The following is a 22556-nucleotide window of genomic DNA, read 5'->3' on the forward strand; positions in this document are numbered from 1 at the left end:
GCCGGGCCTGCAGGCAGCCTGAATCACCAGTCTTATAAGAGAAAGCAGTCCATGTCCGAGAACACCCAAGCACAAACGTCCCCCGCTCCCCAGGCGGATGAATACGGCGCCGCCTCGATCCAGATCCTGGAAGGCCTGGAAGCGGTTCGCAAGCGTCCGGGCATGTACATTGGCGACACGTCGGACGGCACCGGCCTGCACCACCTGGTGTTCGAGGTGCTGGACAACTCGATCGACGAATCGCTGGCCGGCCACTGCACCGAAATCCACGTCACCATCCACGCGGACAATTCGATCTCGATCACCGACAACGGCCGCGGCATCCCGACCGGCGTCAAGATGGACGACAAGCACGAGCCGAAGCGCTCGGCGACCGAGATCGCCCTGACCGAACTGCACGCCGGCGGCAAGTTCAACCAGAACTCCTATAAAGTCTCGGGCGGCCTGCACGGCGTCGGCGTGTCGTGCGTGAACGCGCTGTCGAAGCTGCTGCGCGTGACCGTTCGCCAAAAAGGCAAAGTGCACCAGATGGAATTCGTGCGCGGCGTCCCGCAGGACCGCCTGATCGAAATCGTCGATGGCTTCGAGGTCTCGCCGATGAAGGTCATCGGCGACACCGACAAGCGCGGCACCGAAGTGCACTTCTGGGCCGACGAGGAGATTTTCACCCACGTTGAGTTCCACTACGAGATCCTGAGCAAGCGTATCCGCGAGCTGTCGTTCCTGAACAATGGCGTGAACATCCGCCTCTCCGACCACCGCAACGGCAAGGAAGAAATCTTCGCCTTCGAGGGCGGCACCCGCGGCTTCGTGGAATACATCAACAAGACCAAGAGCGTGCTGCACCCGACCGTGTTCCAGGCCACGGGCGACCGCATGTCGGACCAGAACACGAACATCTCGGTGGACGTGTCGATGCAGTGGAACGACGCCTACAACGAGCAGGTGCTGTGCTTCACCAACAACATCCCGCAACGCGACGGCGGCACCCACCTGACCGGCCTGCGCGCGGCGATGACCCGCGTGATCAACAAGTACATCGACGAGCACGATTTCGCCAAGAAGGCGAAGGTCGAGATCTCGGGCGACGACATGCGCGAAGGCCTGACCTGCGTGCTGTCGGTGAAGGTGCCGGAGCCGAAGTTCTCGTCGCAGACCAAAGACAAGCTGGTGTCGTCGGAAGTGCGCGGCCCGGTGGAAGAAATCGTCGCCAAGACGCTCACGGACTTCCTGGCCGAGAAGCCGAACGACGCCAAGATCATCTGCGGCAAGATCGTGGAAGCCGCCCGTGCCCGCGAAGCGGCACGCAAGGCGCGCGACCTGACCCGCCGCAAGGGCATCATGGACGGCCTGGGCCTGTCGTCGAAACTGGCCGACTGCCAGGAACGCGACCCCGCGCTGGCCGAACTGTACATCGTCGAGGGTGACTCGGCAGGCGGCTCGGCCAAGCAGGGCCGCGACCGTAAATTCCAGGCGATCCTGCCGCTGCGCGGCAAGGTGCTGAACGTGGAAAAGGCGCGCTTCGAAAAGATGCTGTCGTCGGAGCAGATCACCACCCTGATCGCCACGCTCGGCACCAGCATCGGCCCGGACGAATTCAACGTCGACAAGCTGCGCTACCACCGCATCATCATCATGACCGATGCGGACGTCGACGGCGCCCACATCCGCACCCTGCTGCTGACGCTGTTCTACCGGCAGATGCCGCAACTGGTGGAACGCGGCCACATCTACATCGCCCAGCCGCCGCTGTACAAGGTGAAGGCCGGCCGCGACGAACGCTACCTGAAGGACGACGTCGAGGAAGCCAGCTACATGATGACGGTGGCGCTGCACCACGCGTCCCTGATCCCGCGCGACGGCGCCGAGCCGATCAGCGGCGAGGCCCTGGGCGAGCTGGTCAAACAGTACAACCTGGCCAACGCCATCATGATGCGCCTGACCCGCGTGATCGACCGCGCCGCACTCACCGCCATCATGAGCGGCGTGACGCTGCAGATGGACACGCTGGAGAATTCAAGCGCCTCGGCCCAGGCCATGGAAGCGGCGATCAACGATCCGGCCGTGAAAGTGGTCGTGCGTTCGGACGAACTGAACGACAAGCACTCGCTGCGCATCGAGCGCATGCGCCACGGTAACGTGCAGGTGACCTCGATCGACGCCGACTTCGTGCTGAGCAACGACTACGCGGTGCTGGCCAATGCGGCCGCCACCTTCCAGGGCCTGATGGGCGAAGGCGCCATCATGCGCCGCGGCGAAGGCGACAAGATGAAGGAATTCGCCGTGCGCGAGTTCCACGAAGCGATGATCTGGCTGCGCGAAGAAGCCGAGCGCGGCGTCAGCAAGCAGCGCTACAAGGGTCTGGGCGAGATGAACCCGGAGCAGCTGTGGGAAACCACGATGGACCCGACCGTGCGCCGCCTGCTGCGCGTGCAGATCGAAGATGCGATTGCGGCGGACCAGATCTTCACCACCCTGATGGGTGACGAAGTCGAGCCGCGCCGGAATTTCATCGAGAGCAATGCACTGCGGGCGGGGAATATCGACGTCTGATGATGCCAGCCGGCGCTGGCTGGTTCGATCGTTCCTGCGTACCCGCCGGCGTCAAGAACGGCGGGATCTCCGCGCCTGGCAAAGGGTTGTCAATGTGAGTGCTGCGTTCTTCACCCGGCCCGACCCCAGGCGAATGAGCGCTGCGGTGGCGCTCTCCCTGCTGGCGCACGTGCTGTTGCTCAGCATGACTCTGGGTGACCAGGGTCTCGGACTGCCCGGCCTTCAGTTTCCCTGGAAAGAACGGCGCCTCGGCGCGAATGACTTGCAGGTGTTGCTGGAGCCGGGGCGGCCTGTTGCTCCGGTACCGGCGGCTCCTCCGCCGACAGCTGTAGTCGCTACGGCGCCTGTCGACGTTCCCAAGCCTGTTGCGGCAAGCGCGCCGCTGCCCAAAACCGTTACTCCTCCCGTCATCAAGCAGAGCGAAGCGCCTGGCGTGTCGTTTGCACCTCTTCCGATTGCAGCTGCACCCCTGCCCGCGCCCGCACCGGCGCCGGTAGTGGCGTCATCAAGCACGCCTGCCCCACCCCAGCCGCCTGCCGTTGCGGCAATCGTCCCGCCTGATGTCAAGGTCCCGGATACGCCGGATGCGCCGCCCGTGCCCGTGGCCGCCAAACCGGATAACGCCGCGCAGAAGCAGATCGAACAACAGGCGCGGGACCAGGCGCTTGCGCAGGCCAAGCTCGAGCAGGAAAAGCGGGCGGCGCAGCTGCTGCGGCAGGCGGAACTGGCGGCGGAAGCGCAGCGGGAGGCGGGGCGCCAGGAACAACGGCGACTGGATACCGCGCGTGCCGAGCAGGCAGCCAAGAACGAGGCGGCGCGCATGGAGGCCGAACGCCAGGAGCTTGCACGGCAGCGGCAGGAACAGGCAAGGCAGGAAGCCGCGCGGGAAGAGCTGGCCCGGGCGGAGGCCGCGCGGCAGGAACGCGCCAAACAAGAACAGGCCCAGCGTGAGCGCGCCGAGCAGGAGGCCAAGCGCGAGGAGCGGTTACGCGCGATTGCCAACCAGCTCAAGCAGGAAGCAGCGCAGCCCACGACAAGCGGACTGCGCCGGGGCTGGCTGTTCGGTCGTGGCGACCCGAATGCCGACCTGGTGCTCTACGCGGAAAACCTGCGCCGGAAAATCGAATTGAACATGACCCTGGACATGGTCCGCGACGTGGCGAAACAGCGTCACATTCAACCGATCGTGACGATGGCGATCCGCGCCGATGGCTCGGTGGAGAAGGTGACCTTCGTGGTGTCCAGCGGCGTGGCGGCCATCGACGAAGCGATACGGAAGGTGGTGGCCAGCCAGGCGCCTTACGGCGCGTTTCCACCCGGGCTGGCGCGGCAATACGATGTGATCGAGATTCGACGGACCTGGATATTCGACACTGCGATTCGGCTGCAGTGATCTATGCCAGGTTAACTAAGTTTGGACACTACTTCGCTATCCCAGGCGGAGGTGCCGAGCCGATTAGCGGCGACGCCCTGGGCGAACCGGTCAAGCAGTACAACCTGGTCAACGCCATCATGATGCGCCTGACCCGCGTGATCGACCGCGCAGCGCCGACCGCCATCATGAGCGGCGTGACGCTGCAGATGGACACGCTGGAGAATTCAAGCGCCTCGACCCAGGCCATGGAAGCGGCGATCAACGATCCGGCCGTGAAAGTGGTCGTGCGTTCGGACGAACTGAACGACAAGCAATCGCTGCGCATCGAGCGCATGCGCCACGGTAACGTGCAGGTCACTTCGATCGACGCCGACTTCGTGCTGAGCAACGACTACGCCGTGCTGGCCAATGCGGCAGCCACCTTCCAGGGTCTGATGGGCGAAGGCGCCATCATGCGCCGCGGCGAAGGCGAGAAGATGAAGGAATTCGCGGTGCGCGAGTTCCACGAAGCGATGATTTGGCTGCGCGAAGAAGCCGAGCGCGGGGTCTCGAAACAGCGCTACAAAGGGCTGGGCGAGATAAACCCGGAGCAGCTGTCGGAAACCACGATGGACCCGACCGTGCGCCGCCTGCTGCGCGTGCAGATCGAAGATGCGATTGCTGCGGACCAGGTCTTCACCACCCTGATGGGTGATGAGGTGGAGCCGCGCAGGAATTTCATTGAGTCGAATGCGCTGCGGGCGGGGAATATTGACGTCTGATTGCTCTGAGTCTTGAATAAAAACGGCCACTTTGCGAGGCCGTTTTTATTTGTATTGGCGCAGGAGGGGCGGGAATAAGTTCACGGTCTTTACAAGCCACTCTCCAGAGCGATTACTCTATGTTTTCCTCAAACTCGTTCAGGCGCTTCAGCACCTCTTGGTTCTTGGCGTACTTGCGCTTCAACTGCTTAAGCTTCTTATCCGTCCCTTTGCAAAGTTTCCGGATTTCGCGCTCGATTTCCCTCATGCGCTGCTTATCTGGCGGGTCTGGAAACTCTCCCCGGAAGTGCTCACATCCTTCACGTTGCTCCACATATTTGACCACGTCGGAAGGAAGCCGGACTTCTGCCGCAACGGCAGAACCAAGACTGAAGCAGAAAACGGCAAATACTGCTTTCGTTATCACACTCATCTTTATGCTCCTGTGTCAGACCAATGCGGATCGTCGCGGCCGTTACGGTTATATTTAATGACCCCATAGCTTGCGCCTACACGATGAAGCTGGGAGTTCATACCTGTACGGGGCAATTTTTCGATCTCAACAAGATCCCCATATGCATCACGTATCACGAGGTCTCCAGACCAGCTGATTGTCATATCGATGCCGCATCTAACAGTGTGGCGCGACCGGAGAGATGGCGCCACACCCAACCGCTCCATCTGAAATCCCTGAACCATATCGCGCGCCGCTGCAACGGACCGGGCGTCCGAATACCTCTCATCCACATCATAGTGTTTCCATGATATTGGTACACCTTCCATTTCAGGGACATCTTTCGCGCTAACGCGATTCTTGTTGATCTTCCAAGACCAATGCATCAGATATGCGCGTTTTGGGGGCCGGTAAGTTGCGTTGATGGTCACAGTCGCACCGGCAGCGCGCAGGGCACCTATGAAGGCCTCCGCATAGCCGCGAAATGGCAGTCTCAAATCCTGGAGATCACTGGAGCCGCGATATTGGGAAACCCAACTACGGCCACTAGGTTCCAAATTTCTCGCTGCTGGTTCCCTATCTTCCTGCCCGCCCCTTTGATTGTTAGACATACTCACTCCACACAAGACGATTTGTCTATTAAAGATGAATCGCGCCTGGATTGCGTTGCGCTGGAACACAGTAGTGCGCGGCTACCTACCGGGTAGAAAAGCGCAATGATGGCCGTGGCGCTGAACCGCATCGCTCTCGTGCGTGAAGGCGCCGAGTCGATCACCGGCGAAGCGCCGAGCGTGCTGGCGGCAGTACAACCTAGCCAACTCTGACCTGCGTGATCGACCGCACGGCGCTGACCGCCATCATGAGTGGCGTCACGCTTGGCATGGGCACGCTGGAAAATGCCCAACCTTAGCCCAGGCGATGGAGATGGCGATCAAGGACCCGGCCGTGAAAGTGGTCGTGCATTCGGACGAATTGAACGACAAACACTCGCTGCGCATCGAGCGCATGCGCCAGGTAAGGTGCAGGTGACCTCTATCGACATCGACTTCGTGAGCAACGACTAGGTTCCGTCGGATAATACAAGAGGTGAAAACTATGCCAGGTAAGTAAGAATTACTGACCTAGTTAGCGAAAATCGACAAATCCGCTTTGTTTTTTTGTTCGATTTGGTCTCGGTTCACGGTGAAAAACAAAAGCCAACCTATCGGGTTGGCTCTTTACACTCAACTTTCTCACCACTAATTCTAGCTTTTCTGACAAGGTTCACATAAGTAAATCAACGATCGAGATATCAGCAATCCTGCAATTTCTCAGTCGCAATTTTAATGGTAGGATAACGTCAATCTACTTATGTGGTTATTAATATCTCATGAAATCCGACATTGCGGTAACGGCCAGCGAAGCACCGCCGGCCAGCGTTTGGGTACGTTTTCTGCGCAGCTACGGCCCAACGCCGCAAAATCTGACGATGTTCGACGAATACGTGTCAGGTGCGCTTAGCAAGGCCAATGTCCAGCCGATCAGCTTGTCGACTCCGCTTCTTGACGACATGATCAAACATATTGAGTCCAAGATACCGGGCTCGATGCTAATCGCCGGCACTGCGGGCGATGGCAAGACCTACCACTGTCGGGCCCTTTGGACACGTCTGGGCGGTGATCTCAAGGCCTGGGCCGCCAAAGGAAATGTCAAGGAGCTGCGACTGGCGGATGGCCGCTCGGCTGTCTTTATCAAGGATCTCTCCGAGTTCAACGGCCACGAAAGCGACCAGCCGCTTCAGCGCTTTGAAAAATCGGTGCTCGGCGGTGATGACTCTGAGATCGTGATCCTTGCGGCCAACCATGGTCAAGTGCTCGACCGCTTGCGCGACCTTGGAAAACGCCAAGGCGGCAGACACCCGCTTCGCACGCCGTTGCAAGAGTGCTTCCTGCAAGCTGGCCCGGCGCCCAATCGCCTGGCGGTGTTCGACCTCAGCCGCACGACCACCCGTAAGACCTTAGACGAGGTCGCTAAAGCAGTGGCGGGGCATCCGCAATGGGACAACTGCTCCCATTGCTCCCTAAATACCGGCGGAAAGCTCTGCCCGATCGACGAGAACCGCCGCCGATTGCTCGGCGAGGCCGACGGCAGGCAGCTCGTGGCCCGTTTGGGCGATCTGGTGGAGATTGCGCGCCTCAACGGCCTACATCTGCCGGTGCGTGACCTGCTCGCCCTCTGCTCCAACATGATCCTCGGGTATTCCGACGCTAAGGGTGCAAAGGAGAACCTTATGACCTGCGCCGACGTGGCGAGGATCCAAGAGGCGGGCAACCTCAGCAAGGCCAGCATCTACGCCAACGCTTTTGGGGCGAATTTGCCCAAACGTAGGGCCGCTGACCGTCCCGTCTTCAAGGCCATGGCGGGCTTCGGCGTCGGCGAGGAAACCACCAACGGGGCCGATGGTCTACTGGTCTACGGGAAGGACGATTCGAGGCTGCAGGCTGACTTTACGCGCTTGGTGGCCAGCGACCCCATCTACGGAGCCACTGCGAACTTCCTGGCCGCACAAGACGACTACCTGGAAGGCTACGAGGGGGCTCGACTGGATGGCGGTGCGGCCGAGTTCATGGAGATGCTTGAAGACCAGCGCCGCAGGCTCTACTTCACGCTGCCTAAGGACGAGCCCGGCTACCCGCACTGGGCCATGACAGTCTTCCGTTATTCGGGCGACTACCTTGAGCTCATCGATACGTTGGTGAAGAAGACCACCCAGGTCAATGAGGCCGTCCGCGGCCGGATCGCGAGGGGCCTGAATCGTGTCTTAACAGGGCTTCTCTTGGAGAACGCCGACCGGATCTTCATCGCAAGCTCCGGCGGATTCACACAGAGTCGCGTGAGCGTACTTTGCGACTACGACACCTCCGCGCGCCGTCAAGGTGGCGCGGGCATGGCCATCAAGCTCAACGCGATGACCGGCCGTCCCTATTTGGAGGTCTTGCTCGCCCCGGGGACGGCCAACGGTGTGATCTACGATCTTACGCCTATCCGCTACGAGTTCCTTGCTCGCGTGGCGGAAGGTGCGCTTCCGGCAAGCTTCTCTAATGAATGCCTTGAAGACCTTCTAGCCTTTAAAGCCAAGCTCCTGCGCAAGGCGGAAACAGTTCGCAAGGACGCCGTCGCCGAAGATGACGAGGTCAGCGCAGAAGACTCGACCATGACCCTCAACTTCATTGACATCGAACCCGGCGGACGCGGCATGACTCGTCCTGTAACTGTGAGGGTTACAGAATGAGCGAAATGATCAAGCGACCGAAGATCGACCGGGTGGACTTCTGCGTCGATGAGAACATTTGGGGACATCGGCTCTATGACGAGCAACTTCCGCATTTGACGGTTCTCGAATTCCTAGGCGTGCTGCGCTCTAATCTAGATAAGCCGTTGCGGCCCCATGAGGGTCTGAGCGGCGCCGTCAGGTTCAAACCACAGCGCCAAATGCGACTGCGCGGGCTGCTCTTCAACAACCCTTACGTCGAGTCCATCGCGGAGAGCAAGCTCTCCGACGAGGAAAAGTGGCGCCAATGGCTCGACAAGTTTGAGCAAGGCAAAACAGGCAACGGGGACGGGGCCAGTGATGTAGCCTACTTGCGCCAATCTTTTAGCAGCTTCGACGATTTCGCGAAGGCGATCGAGCTGCTCCGTTCATCTTCATTCGAGTCCCGTAGCAATAAGCGCTGGAGCTCGAAGTTCGTCTTCCCCTTTGGGCCTGACGCGCTCTACGAAGACTTGGAGATCGACTCGAAGGGTAGCATGAGCAATGATCGGCGATTTTTCGCACGGTCCGGCGAACTGCTATATCTGATGCTCACGCGGGCCAAGCGCGGCGCCGAACTCGGCGACTTGCTTGCCCGTCGAATGTTCGAGCGCTCGGCGCCGATGAATAGGCTGGCGCGAGCGCTCCAAGGCGCGCCCCAGTCTCCGGAGGATCCTCGCCTGTCTGGCTACCTGCCAGAGGCGTCGAGCCGACGCTTCGACCAAATCTGCGAAGACTGGCTCGCGATTCTGTCGAGGGACATGCCGGCCTATGACGCACTCGAGCATTTGATCGCGCTCACCGGTCTCAACATGCTGCTCTACTTCCTCGAGCGAGCCAAGAAGACCGCGGGCAACGACGAACCTGTCGAGTTCGTCTGCGAGATCGTTTCCAAGGAGGGCCGCAAGGTCCGTGCTCTTTCCGGCGATAGCTATCTGGTCAATCAAGGACTTCCCGAAAAGGCAATCCGAGCCCACGTCCAATCGATCCGAAGCGAGAAGGCCTGGATGGATGCCGGCTCCACCGAGTTCCCCGACGCCGAGCGTGTGAAACTTCTACGCGAGGCCTTCCAGTGGCCACCCGTGGCAGGCAAGGACGAAGACGACTACTCCGACCGAAGCCCTGACGAGTTGGTCGCCAAACTCGTCGAGCTGGCATTGCCTCGGCATGGCCAACACGTGGGCAAGATCCATGCATCATGGTCGCGCGCAATTGGCCTGAGCTCTCGTCGGCTTTCGCGAAGGTATCGGTATGCGCCCAACGACCGCTTGCTTAAATCTATCGTCATCGCGATCGTCGGCGATCGAATGCAGTTCGACGAATTCTTGATCGAAGTTAACCGTCGCTATGGCCTGGTGATCGGCGATGCCGAAGGCGCTCACCTAGTGGAGGAAAAGTCCATTGACCAAGGGGAGCTTAGCGAGAACCGCGACAACTTGGAAGCCCGGCTGGTTGCCCTGGGTTTGGTGCGTCGACTTTCGGACTCGTGCTCATTTGTTGAAAACCCGTTCTTTTCTGAGGTGGAGGCTGCATGCTGACCGACCGCATCATCGGACGCGTCGGCGCGGAGATCCTCGACAAGCGCCTCGCCAACTCTGCCCAAGCGGGCGACTCCGTCGCGCTGTTTCGGCTCGACAAGCTCTCGGCTAGCCAGGTCGCCGCCGTGGCGCGATCGGTTATGGGCAAGCCCGACCTAATCGCCCGTATGGATCTGATGATCCCCGAGGCTTTAGTGCGGGGCCAGGGCCTGCCGCCGGAGATCTTGATCCAGCAGAACGCCGGCTACGTGCGCAACAACGCCGATACCGAGAAGGAAGCAATTCTCACCGCCAGCGGCAGTGAGCAAAACCTTTCGGACACGCTCGCGCACGTCACGCCTATCGGCGCCAAGGAACTGAGGATCGATCCCCAACCTTGGGTCGAGGCCGCGTTGCACACCGGCGGCCTTACGTTGGTGGCGGACGACAGGGCCGTATTCCAGGCTGCGCTCGGCGGCCTGATGAACGCATCCGAGCTTTCTCTGGTGCAGCTTGGCGACTTCTGCTCCGAGATCGTTGAAGCCATCTCCACTAGAGGCCTCCCTATCCGCGACGCGGTCGGGTATGCGTTGCCAAGGGCCGGACTTCCCAGGGATAGTGGGTATTTTTCCAACGCGAAGACCTTCGGGACTTCGCGCGGAACTTGGCAAAAGGCCTTTTCAAAACTCATCGCCCAACGCGCGCCGCTGCTCAAAAAGCTCCGCCAAAATGGCCAACCGTTGGATCCTGATGAACTGCTTGAACGCATTGAGGCCAACTCCGCGGAGATCGCCGAAGGCGCGCGCCAAGCCTTGGAAGCCTTCGCTTCTGCTCCAGTGGGCGATCAAGAAGCTGCTGCTTCTCTCGCGCAGTTCGAGTGGGAATCGGAGGGGGTCTACCTCGCATTCGACAAGCCTAAGGAAAAACAGCAAGGTTTGGCGGAGACGACCTTGCGCTTTTTCGACCATGACTGCGACGAAGACAACGCTTTGGAGCCTGAGGGTCGCAAGCTCCTCGAGGATTTGAAGTCACGTGAGCGGCGGGCTGATTTCACGCCCGAGGATGAGGAATTCTTCGCCGCCCATCGCCGGTTCTTGGAGCTCGATTCCAAGCTACTGTCGCGGTGGGAGAAAGCGCTGTTTGGGAAACCGATCGAGTGCAACGACTTCTTCGATGGATTCGTCCGGGTGGTCAACAACCTCCACGCTGGACTTGGAGACTCCGAAGGCGAGCGCATTCTTCGCTTCACCGTCAACAAAGGGCGGACCGAATGGCGTGAGCGGTTCAACCACGACGCTGGCAGCTTCTTCTCTGCAATGTATCGGGGCATTCGAGACCTAATGGGCGCCAAAGTGCAGTGGAAGGTCACGCGCATGACCACGGCAGATCTGCCGGACCCGCTATTCGATTTCGAGCGCTACATCTCGAAGGAGCGTGAGATCGCCACGAGCCGTAGCAAGAAGCTCAAGGCGAATTCATCGCTCGCGCGTCTCGCGTTGCAGATTAAGTTCGATGTTGAACTTTTGAAGATCGAGGGCGATGTCGAGACTCGAATCAACAAGACGCAACTGCTTTGGAGCTACAAGCCTGCCACCATCGGTCTGGCCATGGTAGCGGACATGCGACGCCTCTTAGAGAAGGGAGCAGTCGGCTCTACTGAGGTCCCGCGTCGCCTGGTGAGCAAGAAGGGCGGAGTTCAAAACGTGTCGCTTCTCGACACCGGGACCCTGGAGGCCACTTATTCCACGGACGCGGGCTCTTTGGTTCCTGCCGCCAACAAGCTCCGCAGCTTCCGCCAAGAAATCAAGAACCGGATCAAGGAATTGGCTGACGACGGCCGCTTGACGCCTCCTCAACGCGAGGAGGTTCGAACCGCGTGGGATAAGTTCGAAGAGGACTACATCAAGGCCATAGAGGATTTCATTAACACCGGCCTCCATGGAGAGGCGGTGATGCGTCAGGCTGAATCTTTCGCCGCGCTGTTGGAAACTTTGATGGCCCATGCGCGCGGCGACCTTTGCAGGTCGCGTTTGGTGTCTGAAGTGCTGTCGGTAGGCACGACCCGCGTGGCTGGCGACAACCCCGCGCTGATCATACCGCCTTGGCACCCTGAGCGAATGAAGGCGCTGGCGGTGAAGTCTCGTCGCGTAGCGGGCTTCGCCACCCATTTGCTGTCGAGCGGCAGCATTCTGTATGGAGATCGTGCGATCTTCATGCGCGAGCTTTCGGACGAAATTGCCCATCCCTTCTACCCAGAGATAGCAGTCCTGAACAAAAACGGGGCTCCCAAGCTGGTCAGCGAGAGCAGTACGGTCAACGGCTATAGCCTGTTGGAGGCCCCAATTCGCGGCGACGAAGACGCCATGACCGACGTTGATCCGGCCGCTGCGGCTAAACAGGTGCGCGAGCTCTTAGAGCGTTACGTCGGCCTGCAGCCGCATGAGGCCGCAAACCTCAGTGTTGTGCTCTACAACGCCGATGCGGCCGAGCTGCCGCTGTCAACCGTGCGCGAGCTCTCCTCCATCCAGGAGGAAGGCAAATTCCAATGCAGTATCTCCGTGCGGCATGCTGACCAGGCAAAACTTCGCAGCGTCTATGGAGAATTGGTTAACAAGGCCGGTGATGATCCTGACCTCCCGGTGGTCAGCGAAACTAGCGACAACTTCATCTCGAAGCTGCGCATCGCGGTCACTCCAATCTCCTCGACTCCCAGTGAGAGCGCTCAGGGCTTCAAACCTTTCGACGTAGCCTTCCTGCATGACGTGGTCGCCCGCTCGGCGAAGGAGGAATGGCTGCCCGTTGCTTGGACCAACGACCGGCCGAGCCTAGAGCACGCGCCTTCGCGCTGTTCCTACCGCAACGTTTCAGGAGAGGACGAACTCAAGTCCACTACCTTTTTGACCTGCCCTTGGCAAACGGCCTCGGGGTGGTCTTACGTCACGGCTGTCTCGGCCGTCTGCAACCAGAAGGACGCGACGCCTGACATGCGATTGTTGCCGGCGCGCCGCATTTCCCTGCAAAGCCAGGATTTGGCCGCATTGATAAACGACGCGCACAACCTTGCCGAATGGGTCGCCACTTACGATGAGCTGCTGGATAAGCGCCAACTTCAGCACAACAACATTACGGTCGTCAGGTATCGCCGTGGATCCACCAACGGCCGCAACATGATTGTGAGCTCGACCTCAGAGCTCCGGCTGCTTAGTGTGCTTGTCCGGCGTCGCCTTGCTGAGCTGAAACTTCAACTTACCTCAGATGAGGTCAACGAAGTGGCCGAGAAAGCCAAATGCGATGCACTGTCAGTCTCCGGCGACATCGTCTTGCGGGCAGCCAAGCGCGGCGTTTCCGCAGGCGAGATGATCGGCTTGGTCCTTAGCCGCCATCTGCTCGCGGAGGAGTTCAAGGCTCTTAGCAGTGGGGGGCATGTGTTAACGGCTTACTTCCTCCTCGACGATTACGCAAGCTGGCTTTCCCAACCTGAGAGCCGCATCGCTGACATCTTGGCGCTCAATGTCGAGGAGAAGGAGGATGGGATCCGCGTAGTCATCGCGATCGTCGAATCGAAGTATGTGGCCGCCGATGGAATGGCCGCAGCGCGACGTAGTTCAAAGGATCAGCTTCTGACCACGCTGAACTTGTTCCGCGAAGCCCTTTTTGGCGATCCTGGCCGACTCGACCGCGATGTGTGGCTGGCGCGCTTGGCCGATATGCTCATCGACGCAGATATTCCTCCGGGAATGACGGGTTTGATGGAACGCGCTCGCTCGAAGCTTCGCGAAGGAGATGTGGAGATCTCACTTCGCGGCTACTCGCAGATCTATGTCCACACCTCGGACGCTGGCTTAGGATCTGCTTCCGAGCAAGAACTTCTTGTGGATGAGAGTGGCGTCAAGGCTTGGCAAGAGGTATTCGATCGCACTGATCTTAAGAAGCTGGTCGAGGCATACGCCAAAGGAACAGGCAACATCAAAGCTCGCGCAGCTCTCGGTGCGCACGAACCCTGGTCGAACCATAGCTTCAAGAAGCCAGCGCCTCGCGTGGCCTGGCTCGCGGCCATGAGCCAGCTCGCCAATGGCAGCGATGAGATTGTGGTGAAAGCCGAGGTGGCCGAAGAAGTCGAAGCTGTAGACAGCACCGGCTCGGAGGCGCAAGAGCCTGTGGCTCATGCGCAAAGCCCGACCCAAGCTAGTGACGCGTCGGCAAATTCGACTTTAGTCTCGGCGCTAGCGCCAGTGGCACCGAACGGACTCGGGGTTTCGTTAGCCGAGCTTGTCGCTTCGAAATTCGCTGGCGGCGCGCAAGCTGACGCCGAGCGGGAAGAGTGGGCGCACGACGTGACCAAGAAGCTAAAGGCCGCGCTCAACAGCTATGGGCTACGGGCCGCGATCCTCGGGACGCGGCTAACCCCCAATGGATGCCTAGTGCGCCTGGCAGGCTCCGACCAGCTACGCGTCGAGGACATAGAGAACAAACGCACACAGCTTTTGACCACGCACGCGATCAACCTTGTGACGGTCCAGCCAAAGCCCGGCGAGATCGTGGTGACCGTCGCCGGCACTAAGCGCCAGGCTGTCTCGCTTTGGGAACTGTGGTCACGCCGCGAGCTAAACCGCAATGTCGCCGGCATCAACACGTCCTTCCTCTTGGGTTTGCAGGAGATCAACGGCGCACTGCTGTATCTCAATCTTGGCGCTGAATTCGGTGGGCTTTCATCGCATGAGCCGCATTCGCTGGTCGCCGGCGCTACGGGCAGCGGTAAGTCGGTACTAATCCAAGCCTTAATCCTGGACATTGCCGCGACGAACTCTAAGGATCTGGCACAGCTCATCTTGATCGACCCTAAAATGGGAGTCGACTATGCCCCGTTGGCCGACTTGCCGCACATGCGTGATGAGATTGTCACAACTAAGGAGAAGGCGGGCGAAGTGCTCGCAGCGCTTGTACAGGAGATGGAAGACCGCTACAGGGCATTCGCAAAGGCACGGGCGCGTGACCTGCCAACCTACAATTCCAAGGTGGCGGCATCGGAACGTCTGCCCATGGTCTTCCTGATCCACGACGAGTTCGCGGATTGGATGCTCGACGATACATACAAGGGGGCAGTGAGCGCGGCGGTGCAGCGGCTGGGTGTGAAAGCCCGTGCCGCTGGCATCCACTTGATCTTCGCGGCCCAGCGCCCTGACAAGGACGTCATGCCCATGCAACTGCGGGAGAACCTGGGTAATCGCCTTATCTTGAAAGTGTCCAGCGAGGCGACATCCAAGATCGCGCTAGATCGGCCGGGCGCTGAGCTGTTGCTCGGCCGAGGACACCTTGCCGCCAAACTAAACGGGGAGCAGGGATTGGTCTTCGCACAAGCGCCGTTCCTATCGGATCAAGACATCGAAGCTGCTGTGGCCGCAATAGCTGAAGACAACAGGGATGAGCGAGGTACTAAATGAAGGTCGAAGAAGCGGCAGCTACGATCGCCAAGTTTTTCAACGACTTGATCGGTGCGTGGGTGCCTGGCGCCGTCTTAGCGATCGGCCTGGCGCTTATGCACTTGGGCCCGGTTCAGCTCCAATCGATCTTCAAGCTCGGGGATACGACCACGGCTACTCTTACGTTCGCGGGCGTCCTTTTTGCGATCGGTCACGCGTTGCTTGCCCTTTACGAACAAATCTTGAAACCACTGCTATCCAAAGCCAGACTTGCCAAGCCCTTTGACGAAGCCGGGGCGAAGAGGCGGAAGTCTTACACGTGGTTTGCTGAACTTGTTATAGCCCAGCAGGCCGGAGCAGCTGCGCAGGATTGGGGCTACAATGACCTGCGCAGCGTAGCGCTTTCGGTTTCTGCTGAAGCTGCTTCGATGGGTCGCAGGTTCATGTTCATCTCGATGCTGTGCAATGGCGTGGGGACCGCTTTGGCGATCCTCGCGTTCGACTTTGCGGCGTGTTCGTTGCTCTCACCCAAACTGCTGTTTGTTTATTACCACGCGGCCCCTTGGTATGCGCAGGCGCTCTTGCTCTTGGGCATAGCGTTGGCGCTCTTCAAGCAAGGTGAAGTGTTCCATAACCGCGCAATGGCGACTCCCTTTTCGATCGCGATCGCCGAGCTGAAATTCAAGAAGGATTCCAATGCTGGCAACAGCCCCCCCGCCTCTTAGGAAGATATACCTGGCCGGCGGGTTCAAATCGAATTGGCAATCTCAAGTGGCCGCCCGCTTGGCCGGATCGTTCGAGCTGCTTGATCCGAGTACTCATAACATCCAAGACCCCGCCGAATACACACGTTGGGACCTAGAGGCCGTTCGCCAATCCGACATCGTCTTGGCCAACATGGAAGCCTCGAACCCGGGCGGTTATTCCCTGGCATTGGAGGTCGGGTTCGCGAAGGCTTTGGGCAAACGGATCTTCATGGTCGACCAGATCGAGAATCCCTCGGTGCGCCACTATTTCGAGATGGTTCGCCAATGCTGTGAATGCGTTTTCCCGACGCTCGGCGAAGCGCTCGATTACCTGTTGTCGCTGGACCAGGGAGATTCGACTCCCGCAATCGATCGATGAGGACGTCGGTTTCTTTACTTGTGGCAGACGACACAAGAGCCGTTACCCTCGTCAACTCCATAGATATCGTCAATGTCGTCCGGACAAGCCTTCACAGGCCGCAGCGGATTAATGGGGATAGCCTTGCGCATACGAGTACGGCGGATCTCATATTCGGCCTGGATTGCTGATACGCGTTCAGGCTGTTCCATGTCGCTAAGCGATTCGCCTTTGGACCAGGTGAAGGGCGAGCCATGCTCCAGGGCGTCCTTTTCTAGGGCCTTGGCAGCCTCATACGCATCAGGGTGCTGCTCGCGCAGCCTCACCCATTCAATCTTCTGCTGGAAGAAGCAAAACGTGCATCCGCTGCGCGATCTCCATTCGTAATACTTGGGATAGCCGACGCCGGAGTTTTCAAGTATGTCGATCACGCCGACCTTGTCGATGCCCGCCTCTCGGAAGGGCAATTTGACGAAAAGATTCTCGGCTTTGGCTGAGTAGCCTTCGCGGTAATCCTCATCGGCGCGAATGGCCACATAGGACGTAACCTTGTCGCCCGCTGCGAGCATAGGTCTCACCCAGCTTTCAAAGGGGGCAAGCTTCAACTGCCGGGTGCACCAGCGCGTGTTGGGACTGGGCAGGAAATGGTTGTATTGCCGCAGCCAGAAGATGAAGTCGCGGTCAGGGTTAAGCCTTAGGATAGGCTTGCCGAGCCGGCCTTCGAGCTTTCCAAGGAATTCGTAAACCTCGGGTAGCTCTTCACCAGTGTCGGTAAAGAAGTATTCGATGTCGAGCTCAGGATGATGCTCGCGCATATAGACCGCTAGCGCCGCACTATCCTTGCCGCCCGAAATCCCCAGAACGTGCCGCTCAGCCATTGGCCATCTCCTTGTCTATAAACGCGAGCTTCATCCCGGCTTTGGCCAGGATCGCAAGCAATACGTTCGTCTCCAGCCCTTGTTCCTCCAACATTAAAGCGATCTCATGCGCCTTGGTTTCCACCGTTTGGCGATGGCGGTCCGATATTGCGAAGGAGCGTGAGATCGTCGTGGTGTTCGAGCCTGTGCCGATGACCAGGGCAATGGCCTCGCTGTGCTCCTGCCTGCCTTGCACGGCCACGTAGGCCTCAGCCTCGCGGAAGCGCCTCGCGGATTTGGCGAGCTCCAAGATGGCCGCGTCGATATGGCGATCCACCCAGTCGCGCGGCGGCCTTTCGGCAGCCATGCTGAGGATACTTTCGAGCGAGGTTCGCGAGCCATCGAAGTTGGCAAGGCGCGTGGCGAAGCCATCCATTTGTAGGTCGCCCGAGATGCCGGAGACCGAGCGGGCGCGCGCTCGTAATGCATTGAGGTCATCGCGGCTCGCATCGAGAGCGGAAAGCATCTTGGCTTCGACTTCGGCGAGCATCTTCCCGTAGGCGCCGGCGAGCTCTTGCAGTGGCGCGCGCAACGCCTTTACGTATGACTTGCCGTCCACTGCATCCAAGAGCGAAGCTAAGTCGACGAACAGGACCTTGTGCGGATCGCTGGCCTTGAGAAGCATGTCGCGCATGTCCTTGGCTATCTGACCCAGCCGCGAGGTGCGCCGGGCCCACTCGGGCAAGTTGAATACCATCGCCACCAGGCCACGGGCAGCTTCAAGCGGGTCGGTGGCGCCAGCGTTTTCGCCAATCTCAGTCAAGAGTTTGGAGATGCCTTCGAGGATCCGACTCTTGTCCTCATCGATAGCCACCCAACGCAGCGAGAACCGGTGAGGGTCTTGCAGGCACTCGTCGATGTCGAAGTCGGTAAGCCGCGGCACGAACATCCCATCCTTATAAACGGCGATGTTGGCCTTGTGGGCAAGCAGAAAGGCCGTGAGGACCACCGGCTGAATGCCCCGCTTCATGCCGAAGCGAGGCTCGCTCCACTGCGCGTAGATTTCATGTGCTCCTACACGGGAATTGACGTCGGAAAAGAGCGCGCGAGTGGTCTTCCAAAGCGGTACGAAGTCCTCGGCGAAACCATCACCGGGAGGCATGCAACGCCACGCACCTGAGGCGTCTTGGCGATGTAGCTGTGTGCTTTTTAACAGCGTTTCATAGAGGCCGCGCTCGGCCGGGAAGCCTTCGAAACCCAGAGCCTCTTGGCCTTCAGCGTTAATCATCGCGTGCAGAAGCTCGCGACGGGCCTTCACGCTGTTGCTCGAGACACTGTCGCGGTTGACTAGCTCGCTCCAAACTCGGGGCGCATCCACGAAAAGGTCGTCGGCGAGTAGGGACGCCTCGGGGGAGAGCTTCCCTCCTGGCTCTACTATCTGATGCTCGCCCTTATGCCACTTTGCTCGGGACATAGCAGCTTGCAGTTGGTCCTCAAGGTCGGCCCGCGTCGCCGCCAACCGCGCGTAGACCTCGCGACGGGCGACAGCGTCGCCGGAAAGTTCATGCCTCTCTTTGACTTGCTCCAACGCCACCAGCTCAGCAGCGAGCTCGGTAATGCGAGCATGGTTAGTAGGGATGCCTACCATCACAGGCCAAGGGCGAAGCCTTGAGCAATTCGCCGCTCGAACGCTTGCGTCTCGCTGACTCATTCCCTTGCTGGGGAGAGCCAAAATAAATGCCCCAAACTCGCCCCTTTTAGGTTGAAAGTTAGTGGCTAGTTTTTCGGCCTGCTCGATGCTGCAGAGCGAGAGCTCCATCCAGCGCATGGTGCCCGTCTCGTGATAATGACGTTTGGCCACTACTGGATGCAGGCCCATGAGCTGCGCAAGCCAGACGTAATCAATGCCAGGCGAGGCAGCCATGGCTTGGGCGATAGCTGCATCGATGTCAAAGTCGCTGCCCTCGAACACCGACCAAGCGCCGGTATAGCTCTTAAATAATACGACCTTAAGCGAGCTGAGCTTTTCCAGCGCGGCGGCGAGTTCCTCGTGCGTCTTGTCGTAAAAAAGGGCGCCAATCACGGCAGGGTCGGCCACCAGGCCGGAGCCGTTGCGGAACAAATCAATCACTGCGATGTTCTTGATCAGCGACACGAGCAACGCGTCGCCCGTCTTGGCCTCGGCTCGCTCGACTGCTTCGACGGCCTGCGACCAGCGATGCCCATCGGGAGAAGCAAGGATCGCCGGTTCCAAGTTCGATCGCAGGTAGTCCCAGTAGTCGCTCGGACGATACCAGCTCGCTTCGCTCTTGAGCGTTGAGTTCAGATAGGAACGGAAGCCATACGGCTCTACTGATGACAAGAAGCCGAACGTGCTGCGCTCGTTTTGTCCAAATTGTCGCTTGGAAATCGGGCCAAGCAGCGCGGCCATGGCCGGGTGCAGCGGCCAGCAGGCCTCCAGAGACTGGGCGAAGTGCTGCCCCACTGCGGGGCGGCGCGAACGAATCGCCTCAGCGATAGTATTAGACGCGTCGCGCATCCAAGACGGGCGCTCCTTGGCCTCGATCGCACGGCCAATGAGCTCGACGACTTCGTCGCTCGCGGCGACGAACGGAAGATCAACGTAGCGGCCCTGGATCTTTGCCCAGTCGTCGCGAGTATCGATGCCCAGGCGGGCCGAATACTGCGCGAAGGACTGATGCAGCACGCCTACGACCACTAAGCGCCCTTCGGAACGAGCGGCCGCCTCGGCAAGCTCTTGGAAGAAGTAGACGTCATCACCGGAGCCTAGGGCGGAGGCTTCCAAGAACTTGCCCATCTCGTCGATGATAACTAGCACGCCATCATGCGGGCGAGTTCTAGCCTCTTCGAGAAGCTCTGCGATTAGCGCTTGTGCATTCGGCTTGCTGCGACCATCGACAGTTTTTCCCCGCGCGCGGCGCAGCGCGGCATGCAGCTCTGCCACGACGCTGCCACGCCGACCAACGGTCGGGACGAGCAGCCAGCCTTTGTGGACCGGGAACGCCTTATCGAAAGAGGGCTTGGAATCCAGGCGCAAGGCTTCACGCGCTTTTGCCCGAAGATTCTTGTCGGGATGCAGCACACTTGCCAAGGCGACGGCTAATGAGCTCTTGCCCCCTCCGAACGGTCCCGTCCAGGTAAAGCATCGTTGGTTGGTGCTGGAGAGCTGCCTGCACATGCCATCGACTACGGAAGAAGCAGTCGCGTGGCAGATGTAACCGGCAAGCGCGTCGGCGCGGCCAATGTCGGCGTCGACGCGGATGGAGCGCTGGTATTGGTGCGAAATCTGGACGATGTCCGAAAGCGCCTCTCGCTTTTGATCAGTCATAGGCGCGCCTAATCATGTTTTTCACGTCTTCCTTAGACAGATCCTTGCGGTGAATTTGGCGAAGGCCAGCCGAATCGGTCCATTCGACCTTGCGTCCCGTGAAGTCCGAGAGAGTAATCAGTCGTTGGGCGATTGACTCCTCGTCGAGCTTGAAGACCCGTCCTGGCGAGCCCTCCGCGTAAGCCACGGCTTCGAAGGCCAGCGAGCTTTGCCCCTCGGCTGCTCGATTCCAAAAGTCGATTAAGGCATAGGCGAAGATGCCGTTGTGAAGCGAGGCCTTTGGGCCGCGCCGAAAAGCGTATTGGCCCTTATGGACCTCTTGCAAAAGGCCCAACTCGCCCAAGAGTGGCTCAGCGAAATCCTCAGGAGAGCCGCCCGCGGCACGCGGCGCGTAACTGCGAAGGCACGTCTCCAAATCCCGCGAGATCGTCGAGGCCGACAACCGATGTTTCGGGTCTATCTCGCGCGCATAGCGGGCTAAAGGATCTTCTAGTTCTTGGCGGGTGAAGGTCGGAGCCGTCACATGATTGAACAACCAATGCCACGTCGTCGAGCGAAAGCAGCGGCCCGCGAGTTGCCAATGGGCAAGCCAAGCTGTCGATGGGCTCTCAGCGTAGGGATCGAGCCCGCCATCATTCAGTATCTCCTCAGCAAGGCCTCGAATGCGGAAACTGTCGCCATCCTCGAACATCACGCCGCAAGCTAAGGCCCAATGGCGGATTGATGCCACCATGTTCTTGCCTACGCCGAAATCTGCAATGGACTGTTCGTGGGAAAAAGTCGACTTAGAGATCAACCCGTCACTCGCTTGGTCGAACAACTTCTTGAGCCACATTTGACGCAAGGGAAATGTCTCGTGGCCCGAGAAATGGACGGACGCTCCTCGACTAAGTTTAGATATGGCATTCATGGTGACAGTTTAACTCGAACTGGTGGATTCCGCCAGTTCGGGCAACTCAAACTACTGTAAAAATACACAGTAGTTAATCTACCACAAACGCTGCCCTACCAGTACCTACCAAGGGCTTCTAATCAGCAAAATTACTTACAAGTAAATTTTGTTGATTAAAACTCCGAATGTCACATGTCCCGACTGAAAAAGAGATGATCGGAGCAGGATCACCCTGGGCCGAGTAGAAGTGTGCAGAATGTAGAGAGACCTCAGACAATCAATTTATTTCGGGTGTGTAGCGAACCCAACGCTTTGCGCTTGCTCAAGTTGCAATTGACGAGACGCTTGAATAATGTCATTTGATCGACCATTTGGACTGCAATAAGACCTAAGCTAATAAAGCTAATCACTGTGCTCTTGCCCCTAGCGGTGGGAGGTGTGCTTGCGTACCACTGGAATCAGGTCGTGGCTGATAAAGCCATATATCGCCTGAACGAACCGATGCTGATTTCGTCGACCAAGGGCGAATCCTATTACATGATTCCCACCAACACAGTGCTGCAGTTGGAGAAGGGGTTTTCAGAAGGGCATCAGCTCTACACTGTTCAGGTTTTTGCTAAGGGAAAATTACCCGCAACTCCGGTCCCAGTCGGTGCGCCGACCGAATCTCTCTGGCTCTATCCGATAGGTACGGAGGATGTCTCAACCATTTTGAAACAGTCCATTCTTTCCCAGGACGATCTAGTCCGAGTACTTAAAGCACGCAAAATAACGCGCGCCGATCTGGCCCGGATCATTCGGGACTGGAAAGACAGTTGAACAGCAGAACCACGAAGCACCGGCCAGACGTCTACGTCATGAAGGATGAGTTTCGAACATCACGGGCGAAGTACTCGGCGTGCCGGTGAGGCAGTACGCCCTTGTCAACGCAACTTGAAGCACATTGCCCGCGTATTTGAGTGCTTCCCGCCGACTGCCATTGAAAATGGTGCAACGCCAGTCATCG

13 protein-coding genes and 1 pseudogene are annotated in these 22556 nt (G+C 59.1%); 9 read left to right on the top strand and 5 right to left on the bottom strand.

The features are described from left to right. The first annotated feature begins 51 nt into the window (after positions 1-51). The 3 genes and pseudogenes from gyrB (AC56LR_RS07205) to gyrB (AC56LR_RS07215) form a co-directional block, all read left to right on the top strand. Positions 52-2553, top strand: coding sequence for a DNA topoisomerase (ATP-hydrolyzing) subunit B (gene gyrB / locus AC56LR_RS07205; protein ID WP_497129047.1), 2502 nt, complete (start codon positions 52-54; stop codon positions 2551-2553). 145 nt (positions 2554-2698) lie between these two features. Further along, a complete protein-coding gene (locus AC56LR_RS07210) occupies positions 2699-3946 on the top strand; it encodes an energy transducer TonB (protein WP_497129049.1) in 1248 nt (415 codons plus the stop codon). A gap of 38 nt (positions 3947-3984) precedes the next feature. Beyond that, positions 3985-4689, top strand: a pseudogene (gyrB, locus tag AC56LR_RS07215) (DNA gyrase subunit B); the annotation flags it as partial. Positions 4690-4801: 112 nt separating this feature from the next. On the opposite strand, the gene AC56LR_RS07220 reads toward gyrB (AC56LR_RS07215), so the two are convergent. Together AC56LR_RS07220 and AC56LR_RS07225 are read right to left on the bottom strand one after the other, a co-directional pair. Beyond that, the gene (locus AC56LR_RS07220) at positions 4802-5101 is read right to left on the bottom strand and encodes a hypothetical protein (RefSeq protein WP_497129051.1); all 300 of its coding nucleotides are present in this window, start codon (positions 5099-5101) and stop codon (positions 4802-4804) included. Positions 5102-5103: 2 nt separating this feature from the next. Beyond that, complete coding sequence (locus AC56LR_RS07225; RefSeq protein ID WP_497129053.1) at positions 5104-5733, bottom strand: hypothetical protein; 630 nt, start codon at positions 5731-5733, stop codon at positions 5104-5106. A 758-nt stretch (positions 5734-6491) separates the two neighbouring features. On the opposite strand from AC56LR_RS07225, the gene AC56LR_RS07230 reads away from it, so the two are divergent. The 5 genes from AC56LR_RS07230 to AC56LR_RS07250 are packed head-to-tail and all read left to right on the top strand — an operon-like array spanning position 6492 to position 16473. Further along, entirely contained in the window at positions 6492-8393 is a 1902-nt protein-coding gene (locus AC56LR_RS07230) for a hypothetical protein (RefSeq protein WP_497129056.1), read from the top strand. Continuing rightward, on the top strand, positions 8390-9949 hold the full coding sequence (locus tag AC56LR_RS07235; RefSeq protein ID WP_497129059.1) for a hypothetical protein: 1560 nt from the start codon (positions 8390-8392) through the stop codon (positions 9947-9949). Before AC56LR_RS07230 ends, AC56LR_RS07235 begins: the two co-directional genes overlap by 4 nt. After that, entirely contained in the window at positions 9943-15369 is a 5427-nt protein-coding gene (locus tag AC56LR_RS07240; protein ID WP_497129061.1) for an FtsK/SpoIIIE domain-containing protein, read from the top strand. Before AC56LR_RS07235 ends, AC56LR_RS07240 begins: the two co-directional genes overlap by 7 nt. After that, entirely contained in the window at positions 15366-16073 is a 708-nt protein-coding gene (locus AC56LR_RS07245) for a hypothetical protein (RefSeq protein ID WP_497129063.1), read from the top strand. Before AC56LR_RS07240 ends, AC56LR_RS07245 begins: the two co-directional genes overlap by 4 nt. Beyond that, positions 16045-16473: a nucleoside 2-deoxyribosyltransferase domain-containing protein gene (locus tag AC56LR_RS07250; protein ID WP_497129065.1), complete on the top strand. Its 429-nt coding sequence runs from the start codon at positions 16045-16047 to the stop codon at positions 16471-16473. The genes AC56LR_RS07245 and AC56LR_RS07250 overlap by 29 nt, the downstream gene beginning before the upstream one ends. Before the next feature lie 14 nt (positions 16474-16487). On the opposite strand, the gene AC56LR_RS07255 is transcribed toward AC56LR_RS07250, so the two are convergent. Genes AC56LR_RS07255 through AC56LR_RS07265 form a run of 3 tightly spaced genes read right to left on the bottom strand, consistent with a single transcriptional unit; the run spans position 16488 to position 21493 of the window. Beyond that, positions 16488-17330 carry a phosphoadenosine phosphosulfate reductase domain-containing protein gene (locus tag AC56LR_RS07255; protein ID WP_497129067.1) on the bottom strand — a complete coding sequence of 281 codons (843 nt, stop codon included), beginning with the start codon at positions 17328-17330 and terminating at the stop codon, positions 16488-16490. Beyond that, a complete protein-coding gene (locus AC56LR_RS07260) occupies positions 17323-20658 on the bottom strand; it encodes an ATP-binding protein (RefSeq protein ID WP_497129069.1) in 3336 nt (1111 codons plus the stop codon). Before AC56LR_RS07260 ends, AC56LR_RS07255 begins: the two co-directional genes overlap by 8 nt. After that, a complete protein-coding gene (locus tag AC56LR_RS07265; RefSeq protein ID WP_497129071.1) occupies positions 20651-21493 on the bottom strand; it encodes a DUF4007 family protein in 843 nt (280 codons plus the stop codon). Before AC56LR_RS07265 ends, AC56LR_RS07260 begins: the two co-directional genes overlap by 8 nt. A 522-nt stretch (positions 21494-22015) precedes the next feature. Here AC56LR_RS07265 and AC56LR_RS07270 point away from each other — a divergent pair. Further along, positions 22016-22369 carry a hypothetical protein gene (locus AC56LR_RS07270; RefSeq protein ID WP_497129073.1) on the top strand — a complete coding sequence of 118 codons (354 nt, stop codon included), beginning with the start codon at positions 22016-22018 and terminating at the stop codon, positions 22367-22369. Positions 22370-22556: the final 187 nt, after the last annotated feature.

It is taken from the genome of Telluria sp. ZT3P39, from assembly GCF_059685935.1.